9 protein-coding genes are annotated in these 13,092 nt (G+C 52.5%); 3 read left to right on the top strand and 6 right to left on the bottom strand.

Annotated elements, in window-relative coordinates; translation table 11 throughout:
- Nucleotides 1–10 precede the first annotated feature (10 nt).
- The 5 genes from dnaJ to tsaB form a co-directional block, all read right to left on the bottom strand.
- A complete protein-coding gene (dnaJ, locus tag PKY88_02420) occupies nt 11–1,186 on the bottom strand; it encodes a molecular chaperone DnaJ (protein ID HOQ04054.1) in 1,176 nt (391 codons plus the stop codon).
- A 48-nt stretch (nt 1,187–1,234) separates the two neighbouring features.
- The gene (groL, locus tag PKY88_02415; GenBank protein HOQ04053.1) at nt 1,235–2,851 is read right to left on the bottom strand and encodes a chaperonin GroEL; all 1,617 of its coding nucleotides are present in this window, start codon (nt 2,849–2,851) and stop codon (nt 1,235–1,237) included.
- Nucleotides 2,852–2,906: 55 nt separating this feature from the next.
- Entirely contained in the window at nt 2,907–3,197 is a 291-nt protein-coding gene (groES, locus tag PKY88_02410; protein HOQ04052.1) for a co-chaperone GroES, read from the bottom strand.
- A gap of 52 nt (nt 3,198–3,249) precedes the next feature.
- The gene (gene groL / locus PKY88_02405; GenBank protein HOQ04051.1) at nt 3,250–4,911 is read right to left on the bottom strand and encodes a chaperonin GroEL; all 1,662 of its coding nucleotides are present in this window, start codon (nt 4,909–4,911) and stop codon (nt 3,250–3,252) included.
- Between the two features lie 269 nt (nt 4,912–5,180).
- Complete coding sequence (gene tsaB / locus PKY88_02400) at nt 5,181–5,897, bottom strand: tRNA (adenosine(37)-N6)-threonylcarbamoyltransferase complex dimerization subunit type 1 TsaB (GenBank protein ID HOQ04050.1); 717 nt, start codon at nt 5,895–5,897, stop codon at nt 5,181–5,183.
- Nucleotides 5,898–6,121: 224 nt separating this feature from the next.
- Between tsaB and PKY88_02395 the strand changes: the two genes are divergently transcribed.
- Entirely contained in the window at nt 6,122–9,484 is a 3,363-nt protein-coding gene (locus tag PKY88_02395; protein ID HOQ04049.1) for a type II and III secretion system protein, read from the top strand.
- A gap of 73 nt (nt 9,485–9,557) precedes the next feature.
- Here PKY88_02395 and PKY88_02390 read toward each other — a convergent pair whose 3' ends face one another.
- Entirely contained in the window at nt 9,558–10,889 is a 1,332-nt protein-coding gene (locus PKY88_02390; protein HOQ04048.1) for a chorismate synthase, read from the bottom strand.
- Between the two features lie 172 nt (nt 10,890–11,061).
- Between PKY88_02390 and PKY88_02385 the strand changes: the two genes are divergently transcribed.
- Nucleotides 11,062–11,505 carry an Rrf2 family transcriptional regulator gene (locus PKY88_02385; GenBank protein ID HOQ04047.1) on the top strand — a complete coding sequence of 148 codons (444 nt, stop codon included), beginning with the start codon at nt 11,062–11,064 and terminating at the stop codon, nt 11,503–11,505.
- Between the two features lie 16 nt (nt 11,506–11,521).
- The gene (locus tag PKY88_02380; GenBank protein HOQ04046.1) at nt 11,522–12,820 is read left to right on the top strand and encodes a homocysteine synthase; all 1,299 of its coding nucleotides are present in this window, start codon (nt 11,522–11,524) and stop codon (nt 12,818–12,820) included.
- The last annotated feature ends 272 nt before the right edge of the window (nt 12,821–13,092 follow it).

Below are 13,092 nucleotides of genomic sequence, written 5' to 3'. Positions count from 1 at the left end.
GGGACTTTCCTTATACGCCGAAATGTCTGCGTATCCGTTCAAAAAAACTGCGGCTTTCTGAATCTGTCTGCTTGGACTCAATCTCTGCATACTGCCGCAGAAGACGTTCCTGTTCGGGTGTAACTCGACGGGGAATCTCTACAGCCGTCTGAACCAGCAAATCTCCTTTCGCGCCGGTCCGCAAGTCCGGCAATCCCTGTCCGCGCACCCGAAAAATGCTGCCGTGCTGAGTCCCCGGAGGAATCTTCAGCTGACGCGTTCCATCCAGAGTCGGCACGTCAATCGTCGTTCCGAGCGTCAGCTGGGTGAAACTCAGCGGCACTGTCACCATCAAATCCGAACCATTCCGCATCAGGAACGGATGCGCTTTGATTCGCACATAGCAGTACAAATCCCCGTGCGGTCCGCCGAAACGGCCGGGCTCGCCTTCGCCGCTGACCCGAATGCCCTGCCCCTCATGGACCCCCGGCGGAATCTTGACCGTCAGGGTGCGCTGCCGGGGCGTTGTACCGGTCCCCCGACAGGTTCGGCACGGGTCTGTGATAATTTGTCCGCTTCCGCGGCACTGCGGACAGGTCGAAACCATCTGGAAAAATCCGCCCAGACCGGCCCGCTGAACCTGTCCGCTGCCTCCGCAGGTCGGACAGCGGCTCGGGGATTTTCCCTGAGCAACCCCGCTGCCGCGGCAGTCGCTGCAGGTATCCTGACGCGTAAACTCAATCGTCTTTTCCGTTCCCCGGGCTACCTCTTCGAGGGTCAGCTCCACCGTCGTTTCCAGGTCATACCCTCGAACCGGCCCCCTCGCTGCCCCGGTTCGGCTTCGGCGACCGAAAAAATCTCCGAAGATATCCCCGAAGATGTCGCCGAACATATCTCCGATATCTTCGACGTTCATCCGGCTGTAGTCATGGACGCCGACTCCCCGGAGTCCGTCATGACCGTACTGGTCATAGCGTTTCCGTTTTTCCGGGTCGCTGAGCACTTCGTAGGCCTCGGCACACTCTTTGAATTTGGCCTCGGCCTCTTTGTTGCCGGGGTTTTTGTCCGGATGGTACTTGATGGCCATTTTTCGATAGGCGCGTTTAATCTCATCGGGCGTGGCATTGCGCTCCACACCCAGCACTTCATAGTAGTCGCGTTTGGCCATCGTCGCCTCAATCAGAAAACAATGCCGCGTCCGAATCATTCACCGGTCAGCCGGCAATCCGGACGCGGCACTGAGGTTGCTGCTCGATTAGAACACCGCACCCGGCACGGCATTCTCCTTTTTGTCTTCTTTCAGTTCCGTAATCACCACATTGGTGGTAAGCATCAGACCGGCCACCGAAGCGGCGTTCTGCAGGGCCGTCCTGGCCACTTTTGCCGGGTCGATGATGCCGGCCTTGAACATATCGACATACTGGCCCGTCAGGGCATCATAGCCGATTGTCTCGCCCTTCTCGAGCAGTTCAGCTACGACGACCTGGCCGTCTCCGCCGCCGTTGTCCACAATCTGGCGAGTCGGGGCCTTCAGGGCCTCAATCACAATATCATATCCGATCTTTTCATCGCCCTTGGCCTTGGCCCGGGCCTTTTCCACTTCCGCAATTGCCCGCAGGAAGACCACCCCGCCGCCGGGAACAATGCCTTCCTCGGCCGCCGCCTTGACGGCATGCAGCGCATCCTCCAGCAGGTCTTTGCGTTCCTTCATCTCTGTTTCGGTCGGAGCACCGGCTTTAATCACCGCCACGCCGCCGGTCAGTTTTGCCAGACGCTCCTGCAGCTTCTCGCGGTCATAATCGCTGGTGGTTTTCTCAATCTGATGACGAATCTGGTCGCAGCGGGCCTGAATGTCCTTCTTCTTGCCGGCCCCCTCAATGATGGTCGTGGTTTCCTTCCCCACTACCACCCGTTTGGCTCGGCCCAGTTGAGACAATTCAATCTTTTCCAGCTTGATGCCCAGGTCCTCCGTAATCACCTGGCCGCCGGTCAGAACGCCGATGTCCTGCAGCATAGCCTTGCGGCGGTCGCCGAAGCCCGGCGCCTTGACAGCACAGACCTTCAGCACGCCCTGCAGCCGGTTAATCACCAGCGCCGCCAGCGCCTCGCCTTCCACATCCTCCGCTACAATCAGCAGAGGTGCGGATACATGAGCAATCTTCTCCAGCAGCGGAATCAGCTCCCGCAGGTTGCTGATTTTCTTTTCATGCAGGAGAATATAGGCGTCTTCGAGCACACATTCGAGGGTATCAGGATTGGTCATAAAATACGGAGAGATGTATCCCTTATCGAACTGCATTCCCTCGACGACCGTCAGTTCGGTCTCCATTCCTTTGCCTTCTTCGACCTCAATAACGCCTTCTTTGCCGACCTTGTCCATCGCCTGCGCTAGAATCTCGCCGACCTCCGGATTGTTGTTGGCGCTGATGGTGCCGACCCGGGCAATGTCCTCATGCCCCTTGACCGGCTTGCTGGCGGACTTGATATACTCAATTGCAGCCTCAGCGGCTTTGGTAATACCCCGCTGAATCGCCACCGGATTCACACCAGACGTCACATACTTCAGCCCTTCTGTATAAATGGCCTCCGCCAGAACCGTTGCGGTCGTCGTACCGTCTCCGACTACATCGCTGGTCTTGCTGGCTACCTGATTGACCATCTTGGCCCCGACATTCTGGAACGGCTCGGGCAGCTCGATTTCCTTGCTGACCGATACGCCGTCTTTGGTAATCTTCGGCGAGCCGTAGCTTTTCTGCAGCAGCACATTCTTGCCGGTCGGTCCCATCGTGACCTTTACCGCTGCAGCCAGACGGGACAACCCCTCTTTCAGCTGGGCTCGCGCCTGTTCCTGAAACATCATCTGTTTTGCCATATGTTCCTAAACCTCCCGCCTTTGCAGGCGTTTGCTGGAATCCTGTCCTTTTTCCTTACTGTTCGACAACGCCTAAGATTTCGCTTTCGCGAAGAATCTTATACTCCACGCCGTCGATTTCCACATCACTGCCGCTGTATTTGCCGAAGAGCACAATATCATTTTTGCTCACGGACATCTTGGCCCGGGTCCCGTTTTCCAGCCGTTTGCCTTCCCCGACGGCAATCACCTTGCCCATCAGGGGTTTTTCCTTGGCCGTATCCGGCAGGACAATGCCGCCCGGAGTCTTTTCTTCCGCTTCCTGAGGCTTTACGACAACTCGATCATCCAGTGGTTTGAGTTTCATAGGGTTCCTCTCCTGTTATCTTCTTTCAAAGTTTCCGTATTGATTGCTTCCATTACATCATATCCATATCATCCATGTCTTCCATGTCCGGACCGCCGCCGAACCGGTCGCGTTTATTGCCCTTCTTGTTGTCCTTGGGCTTTTCCGTCACGACGCAGTCCGTTGTCAGCAGCAGACCCGCCACGGAAGCCGCATTCTGCAGAGCAATGCGCGTCACTTTTACCGGGTCAATCACGCCGGCATCCAGCAGGTCTTCATAGGTATCCTTGTCTGCGTTATACCCGAAGCCGCCCTTGCCCTTGGCCACCTTGCTGACCACCAGCGCCCCGACGGCACCGGCATTTTCTGCAATCCAGTAGCAGGGCATCTTCAGGGCATTCATAACAATTTCCGCACCGGTTTTTTCATCACCCTTCAGGTCCAGCTTGGCCACTTCCTCGATGCAGCGCACCAGCGCCACCCCGCCGCCGGGCACAATGCCTTCCTCAATCGCCGCTCGGGTCGCATGCAGCGCATCTTCAATGCGGGCTTTCTTTTCCTTCATCTCCGCTTCACTGGCGGCTCCCACATTGATTTGCGCTACGCCGCCGGTCAGCTTGGCCAGCCGCTCCTGCAGTTTTTCCCGGTCGTAATCACTTGTGGTGGTCTCAATTTCACTCTTGATTTGAGCAATGCGGCCCTGGATGGCCTTCTCTGAGCCGGCCCCTTCAATAATTGTTGTATTCTCGCTGTCAACGGTCACCTTGCGGGCCTGGCCCAACTGAGACAGACGAACCCGATCCAGCTCAATGCCCAAATCCTTGAAAATGGGCTCGGCACCGGTGAGAATCGCAATATCCTCCAGCATCGCTTTTCTTCTGTCGCCGTAGCCGGGGGCCTTGACCGCCGCCACCTGCAGAATCCCCCGCAGCTTGTTGACCACCAGCGTCGCCAGCGCCTCGCCTTCCACATCCTCGGCGATAATCAGAAGCGGACGCTTGACCCGGGCGATTTCCTCCAGCAGCGGAACCAGTTTGGCTACGTTGCTGATTTTCTCCTCATAGACAAGAATATAGGGCTTCTCCAGCTCGCAGACCATATGGTCCGGGTCCGTGACAAAGTGCGGAGAAAGATAACCGCGGTCAAACTGCATTCCTTCCACATACTCGACGGTGGTCTCCAGGCCGCGCCCTTCTTCCACCGTAATGACACCGTCCTTGCCCACCCGCATAAAGGCCTCGGCCATCTTTTTACCGATTTCGAAATCATTGTTGGCACTGATGGCGGCAATGTTGATGATGTCATCTTTCTTGGAAATATCGATGGGCTTGGCGAGTGATTTCAGTTTTTCCACCGCCGCCGCCACGGCCTTCTGGATTCCCCGATTCAGAGCCATTGCATCGGCTCCGGCGGCCAGATTCTTATAGGCCTCTTTAAAAATCGCTTCGGCCAGGACCGTCGCCGTTGTCGTACCGTCCCCGGCCACTTTCGAGGTCTTGCTGGCGGCCTCCCTCACCAGCTTTGCCCCCATATTCTCTGTTTTGTCCAGCAGTTCAATCTCTTCAGCTACTGTCACACCGTCTTTCGTTACAGTCGGGCCGCCCCAGCCCTTGTCAATGACGGCATTTCGACCGCGGGGTCCAAGAGTGGACTTGACCGCGGCAGCAAGTTTTTCCACGCCGGCCAGCAAGGCACTGCGGGCATCTGTTTCAAACGCTAATTGTTTCGCTGCCATAGCACTTCTCTCTCCTGTGTTTCTTCTTCTACTCTGTCTCCGTACTTATTTGGCAAAACCTTTTATGCAAACCAAATACCAAAGCGAATATTGCCAAACAGTCAAGAAGGTCCTTTTTTCCCTAAAGAATTGCTTCCATTAAAGTTATAAAATCTCTCTCTTTGGAACAAAATCTCAGAATTTGGTCCTGTTCTGCCAATTTAAGCCGGATAAAAAGCTAAAGAACGGTCAACTTGACAGGTTATAAAGGAATTCCGGATAAAAGAAAATTATTTTCTGGTCTTTTCCGTGATTTCCGGCGGGCGTATATAATAAGGGACTAATTTGAGAGGTTCTTCAAACTCGCCGGAAAGATATTTCTGATACGCAATTCGAAGTATCCCGCCGGCACGTGCCGACCAATAGTCCTCAGGAAAAATCTCAATGCCGGCAGAATCAAACAAATCTCTGTGGTAAAAAAGTCCTTCGCCTACTACAGCGGAATTACCCAACATCTGAAGTTGACAAACAAGTTGTTGAGACGATATCAGCATATCTCCGATATGTTTTATCCACTTATTGACATCCCATTTATAAACAGCTGAAAAAAAAGAATTGTGTTTGGCATCGAGAACTACAGCCAGATACTTTAAAGAGCTGTTCAATTTCCCGACATACTCAGTCGTGTTATGCGCTATTGTATCGAGAGTGTTGACAGAAACAAGGGGGATTTTCCGAGCAAAACTGAGCATTTTTGCCGCCGTAACGGCGATTCGAAGACCCGTAAAACTTCCCGGCCCGATGGTAAAACAAAACACATCTATGTCTTTCAATGAACAGCCGGATTCTTTCAGAACCGTTTCCATCGATTCAAACAGTTCGCTGCTGTGTCTCATCTTCCCGGAAAAGACCTTCTCTGCCAACAGAATCTCCCCTCTCCCGACGGCCGTCGAACCGATACGGCCCGAACAATCAATCGCCAGCAAATACGGTCCTTCTCTTTTCAATCTCTCTCTTTCCGCACAGTGTTTTTTGGGGTTCCCACAACCGGCGGAATCATAAAGACCCCTGACAGGAAAAACAAGAATCAGTTCACAAAGTTTTGGGTTTTTTCCCTTGCAAGAACTATTGGTTGGCTTTACACTGACCTGTCAATCCGAGGGGAGTGCCTATAATGGTTCGTCGGATGGTTTTGAAAACGTCATAATTATATGAAATGCTGGAGGTAACGGTGTCAACAACTGACAAGTTCAAAAAAGGGTATCTGCCTTGGTTCTGCATGCTTGCCTTGACGATGATCTTGACCGGTTTTGCCCTGCAGTCCGTCTTCGCCGAAACACTCACAGAAAAACAATCCAAACAAAAACGGGCGGAAGAATACATCCGCGTCGCGCAGGAGCAAATCAAACGCGGCCTGTATCAATCCGCCGAGACGCTCCTCAAAGAAATTCGTGACAATTATGCTCCTTATCTGACAGATTCCCAGATTGCAACGGTTGAAGCCCTCTCCAAACAGACGGCCGAAGCCCTCGAAGCCCGCCGCAGAATCCCGGACATAATCAAACAGGCCGAAGAGTTGTCCGCCTCCGGACAGCATCAGCAGGCCATAACCCTTCTGAACGGGGTGCTGGCCAGCCCGTATCTGTCTGAAAAAGAACGCTCCACTATCCAGGGGATTCTTCAAAACATACAAGCCAATCTCTCTGCTGAACGGGCTCGAATCCAGGCCGTTTATGACCAGGCTGTTGAGGATTACAAGCAAAAGAATTATGAAAAAGCCAAGGCCGGTTTTATGCAGGCGGCTCAGTCCGGCATTGAGGTCACCGGTTCCATTTCGCCGATGGACTACCTGAAAATGATTGACCAGCTCCAGCAAACCCCGCCCCCTGCACAGCCGGCAGCACCAGCGGAGCCCGCCCTAAAACCGGAAGAACAGATTGAAGTCGAAATCATGCAGATGGTCCCGGAAAAACCGGCTCCGGCCGAACCGTCGGCGGAAGAAAAAGCCGCGGTTTCCCCGGCTCCCGCCGAAGCTCCTGCGGCACCCCTGCCCGAACCCAATGAAGCACCGAAAACCGAGCCGGCTGCAATTCCACCCGCACCGATCGAACCGACCCAGACAGCACCCTCGGCAACAACAGATTCCTATCTGAATGAAGTTCTGCGAAAGCAATCCGTCCAAATCGGATACGTTACTGCGATTGTTCAGGATGCCTTAGCCAAGGCCGACCAATCGTTAGCTCAAAAAGACTTTACCCAGGCCCGTCAGTCTCTTCGAAGAGCTTTTGCCGCTATTGAAACCAACAAACTTCTGCTCGGCGATGAATTATACAAAAGTTTCCAGCTCCAGCTGGCTCAAAAGGAAGAAGAAGTCAATCGTAATCAGGATGCTTTTACCGCCGCGCAGCAGCAGCAGCAGGAACAGCAGGCCCGTCAATTAGCTGAACAAAACCGAACAGAAATGGAACAGCGGCGGGCCAAAGCCATTGCCGATTTTATGCAGAGGGCGTATGCATTTCTGGATGAGCAGCGGTATGAAGAAGCCCTCGGACAGCTGGAACAGCTGCTGGCCGTGGACCCGCTCAATCAAAACGCCTTAATCCTGAAGAAGACTCTCGAAGACACCGTCCGATGGAGAGAGCAGCGGGCCATTCAGGAAGAATCGCAAAAAGAGGAACTGCGGCTGCTTCTGGAAGCAGACCGACGCTCCATCCCCTACTACAACGAAATCACCTATCCGAAAAACTGGAAGGAAATTGCCGCCCGGCGGGAAGCTGCAGAAAAAGAAGACCTTGACCCCAAAACCACAGCTGTAGAAAAACAGCTCGAAACCATCGTGGATTTGTCCAGCTCCATCACAGAGGAAACCACCTTTGAGGAAGCGATTGAGATTTTGCGAAATGCTGTGGACCCGGCCCTGCGCATTACTCCCATCTGGGCGAATCTGGTTGATACGGCCTTCGTTCAGCGGGAGAATCCCCTGAACATCCCGGGAGCCAGCATGCAGGGAATTACGCTCAAGATGGCTCTGGAGCTGGTTATTAACGCTGTTAACGCCAGCGCTATCTCTGAAATCGGCTATATGATTAAGGAAGGCGTGATTATTATCGCGACTCTCGAATACCTCGATACAAACGTCACGAACCGCTACTTCCACAAAATCTATGACATCTCCGAACTGCTCAGCCCGCCTGCCAACTTCGATGAATACAACAGCGGCGGCTGGGGCGGAGCCGGCGACGGCGGTACAGGCGGCGGTGGGACAGGCGGCGGCGGGAGCAGCCGAAGCGGCGGCATGAGAGGCGGTATGGGCGGGGGTATGGGAGGGATGGGAGGCGGTATGATGGGAGGAGGGATGATGGGAGGGGGCATGATGGGAGGAGGGATGATGGGAGGAGGCATGATGGGAGGCGGTATGGGCGGAATGGGAGGAGGCATGATGGGCGGGATGATGATGACTGGTATGAGCGGAAACTGGCGAGGCGAAATCCGAGCCATCGAAATTATTTATCTGCTCCAGCAAACAGTCCGTCCCCTCAGCTGGTATCTGGAAGGCGGCGAGGGACGCGTCTGGCAGTACAACGCTCGAAAACTGATTGTCTATCAAACCGCCGATGTACACAAAGAAGTCGAAGATTTCCTCAAAAAGCTCAAAGAAGGGATTGGAGACCAGGTCGCTATCGAGGCCCGTTTCCTCCTTGTGGATGAAAACTTCCTCGAAGAAATCGGCTTTGATATGGACATTGCCAAATGGAAAATCGGCGGCCAGTTCGGCGGCGGTACCGGAATTATCGAAAACATCAACCAGGATTCCATCAATCTGGCCAGACCGAAATCAACCTTTATCCCATCCAGCTTGGGAGATGCAACAACAACAGGAACCCCGCTGCGTTCTTCCCTGGACATGGAATTCAGCTGGGGGGATACTCTTGATAACCTGCAGGTGGAGTTCCTGATTCGCGCTACTCAGATGCATCGGAATACGAAGTCTCTTTCGGCGCCGAAGGCCATGGTCATGAACGGCGAATCGGCCAATATCGAAGTGATTACGGAGCGCAGAATCAAAACCGATGCCAGCTTTACAACAGAAACGCTGACAACGTTGGCCGGGACCGACCGAACCGTGGCTTACTTTGAACACGACATTGAAGACTTCGACACCGGCGTCCGGCTTAATATTATGCCCACGATTACTGAAGACAAAAAATATGTCCTCCTGCGTATCATTACTTACATGGACATGCTCACCAATTTGGAGACAGACACGGCCGTGGGTCTGATGCCTACACCGGAAGGCGGCGGCGAAATCGTTACGGAAGACTACAGTTTGCCGACGATTCAGACCTCTTCCATTGAAACCCGCGTCTCCGTACCGGACCGCGGAACGGTCCTGCTGGGCGGTCTGACCATGACGGGCGAGTATGAAATTGAAGCGGGCGTTCCCGCTCTGAGCAAATTGCCGATTCTCGGACGGCTCTTCTCCAATCGAAGTACAGTCAAGGATAAGTCGATTCTTCTGATTCTTGTCAAGCCGACCATTGTGCTTCGTGAGGAGGCCGAACAAGACGCTGTTGCTTCCTTGAAGCCGTTCTAACTAGAGTCTTGGGAAACCAAAAAGGGCACGCTGGCTGCGTGCCCTTTTTTTATGCCCTTCACCCGGAAAGAGATTAGGAATAAGCCCGTTCTTTGACCTGCTGATATCCCAGATGGGCCATCAGATGGTCCAGAATCACCATCGCCGTATAGTTTTCCGCTACCGGCCATATCCGCCCCACAATGGTCGGGTCTCTGCGGGTAATGGCTGCCAAAGTCTTATTTTCAAGCGTATATTTATCGATTGTATGCTGCTGCTTATCAATCGTGGGGGTCGGCTTGACGGCCAGCCGCACTACAATATCCTGCCCCGTAGAAAGTCCGCCGGTAATCCCGCCGGCGTTATTGGAGTCAAAAACAACCTTCCCATTTACGCTGCGCATCGGGTCATTGCTTTGAGAACCGGTCATATTTTTGACGGCAAATCCGGCTCCAACCTCCACACCCTTGACGGCGCCAATGCCGAGCATGCGTCCCAGCTCTGCATCCAGCTTGTAAAAAACCGGCTCCCCGAGCCCCACCGGCACGCCCGTTACCCGCACCTCCACTACTCCTCCCGACGAATCGCCGGTCCGGGTAATTTTATTGCAGGCCTCCAGCATCGCTTCCGCCGCCTTGATATCCGGACAATTAACAACAGGATGAACCCCATACCGCTCTGCTATTTCAGCCGGCGACAGATGCGGTGCCTTAGCCCGTATTTGATCGATTTCCTGCTCAATCTGAGCAAAAATCCTCATCTTTTCCAAAAAACGCATTTCAGGAGTGATTCGTTTCTTGACATATATCTCCTGATAAAACGGGTCCGTATCGTGGCGCATCCTCTTGTAGCGTTCGGTATAGTCAAACACAGCATCAGAATCCATCTGGGGACAGGACACCCCTGCCGCTTCTTTGATAAATGAAAAAACACGGATTCCAAATCGTTTGAGGACCTGCTTGGCTGTATAACCGGCCGCCACAATCGTCGAAGTATAGCGTCCGCTGAAAATCCCGGCCCCAATCGCATCATCATCCGGCCCATATTTCATAAAAGATGCATACGATGCATGCCCGGGACGCGGAGTCCGATTGGTATCCTGATATTGTTTTATATGAATGAAATGACGGTCCAAATTAGGGATTAAAATTGTCAGGGGCGTCCCGTTGGTATGATTGCGGTTGCCCGCATTTTCGATTGTATCCGCCGCATTCACCCCTGTATAAATGACTGGCAAATCCGGCTCTTTTCTGGGGCTGGACAGTTCGTCAGCACCCGGCTTTCGAAGCAGCAAATCCCCATAGATTTCCTGTTCTGTAAACACCATCCCCGGCGGCAACCCCTGCACGATCGCCGTTAGACCTTCCTGATAGGAACCGCCGGCTACAGTAACCTGAAAAAACCGGCCGATGTGGCAGCCAATCATAATCGTCTCCTAAAAGTGTTTCTATAAATCGAATCGGAGGTTTTTTATCAAATTAACCCCTGCGTTTCAATAAAAATGTGATATTTTGCTCTTGACAAAACATAAATGGGCGATATTTTTATATGATTAGTAGGAATAGTAGTATATAAAGTCAATCGATATATACCGGAAAATGCGAATTTCAACAAAAACTCGTTATGGAACCCGTTTCCTCATTGAGCTGGCCTGCCATTACGGAAAAGGGCCTGTTTATATGAAGGATATTGCAAATGCGGAAGGTATTTCTGAAAAATACTTGAGCCAAATTTTAATCACATTGCGCTCCGCAGGACTGGTTGACGGCTTTCGCGGTGTCCACGGCGGGTACGTGTTAAGCCGCCCCCCTTCCCAAATCACAGTTCGCGAAATTGTGAGTATTTTAGAGGGAGGATTATCCATTATTGACTGCACGCAGATGCCCAATTCCTGTCCCCGACAGCATAATTGTTCAAGCCAAAGTGTCTGGCGAAAAGTCGAACAGACCCTTTCTGAAGTACTTGAATCAATCACTTTAGAACAACTGGCCCGCCAGCATCAGGGGAAAAAAGGGCAGAGCCAGCCCATGTACTATATTTAAACCTGAAGAGGATGAAATGCAGAAAAAAGAGCGGACTTTCAAACTCGAAACCTTAGCCGTTCACGGCGGGCAGATTCCTGATCCTGCAACCGGAGCCAGGGCTGTTCCAATCTATCAAACCACTTCCTATCAATTCCGCGATACCGACCATGCGGCCAATCTTTTCGCCCTGAAAGAGTTTGGAAACATATACACACGTCTGATGAACCCGACTACAGACGTTCTGGAAAAACGTATGGCCGTTTTGGACGGAGGCATCGGAGCCCTGGCTGTCGCCAGCGGTCAGGCTGCCATTACCCTGGCTTTATTAAACATTGCTCAGGCGGGCGATGAGATTGTCTCCGCCGACAATCTTTACGGCGGCACATACAATCTTTTTCACTATACCTTTCCCAGAATGGGCATTCAGGTTCGATTTGTCCCCTCCAATGACTTGAACGCTCTGCGGAAAGCCATCACTCCCAAAACCAAAGCTGTCTATGCCGAAAGCATTGGAAATCCGAAGCTCGATGTAGCGGACTTGGAAGGAATCGCTGCGGTGGCGCATCAGCACGGTATCCCATTCGTTCTGGACAATACCGTCTCCCCCTATCTGCTTCGCCCGATTGATTACGGAGTCGACATTGTCGTGTATTCTGCCACTAAGTTCATCGGCGGACATGGAACATCCCTGGGAGGACTGATAGTCGATTCGGGAAAATTTGACTGGACAAACGGCCGCTTTCCGCTGATTGCGGATCCTGACCCCAGTTATCATAACCTCAATTTCGTGGAAGCCCTCAAGCCCCTCGGGAACATTGCCTACATTATCAAGGCCCGCGTTACCCTGCTCCGAGATATGGGACCCGCTATGTCCCCCTTTAATGCTTTCCTGCATCTTCAGGGACTTGAAACCCTGCACCTGCGAATGCCGCGACATTCGGAAAATGCATTAACTGTTGCTCAATACCTTCAGAATCACCCCGCCGTCTCTTGGGTTCGCTATCCGGGACTTCCTTCCAGCCCGGAAGCAGAGCGCACCAAAAAATATCTGCCCAAAGGTGCAGGGGCCATCGTAGGATTCGGCATCAAGGGAGGATTAGAAGCAGGGAAAAAGTTTATTAATTCACTGGAACTAATTTCTCATTTGGCCAATATCGGGGATGCCAAGTCCCTGGCCATCCATCCGGCCTCCACCACCCATCAGCAGCTGTCTCCGCAGGAACAGTTGGCAACAGGGGTTACGCCGGACTTTATCCGCCTTTCAATCGGGATTGAAAACGTTGAGGATATTATCGACGATATCGAACAGGCCCTGTCAAAAGCCGTCGGATGAGTTTAGGGGGTTTTCTGTTGTTCTTTTTCTCTGTCGGATGACCGATCGAAACCCACAGGTTTGGTCTGATTGAACGACAGAGACAGAAAATATAGAAGCAGCAATAAATACGAAAGCCCTATTCCTGCAGGAACGGCAAACATTCCTTATCCTCTCTGGTCGCCTTTTGTTGAACGTGATTATTATAACGGCAAATTGATAAGAGAAAGATAAAAATATTTTTATTATACATTTATTGTCGCCATAATAGGTCTTATATGACTACTTTCTCT

The organism is Anaerohalosphaeraceae bacterium, from assembly GCA_035378985.1.
Taxonomy (GTDB): domain Bacteria; phylum Planctomycetota; class Phycisphaerae; order Sedimentisphaerales; family Anaerohalosphaeraceae; genus JAHDQI01.
Note: the sequence above shows the minus strand (reverse complement) of the source record. Positions and strands in the feature narration are given on the sequence as shown.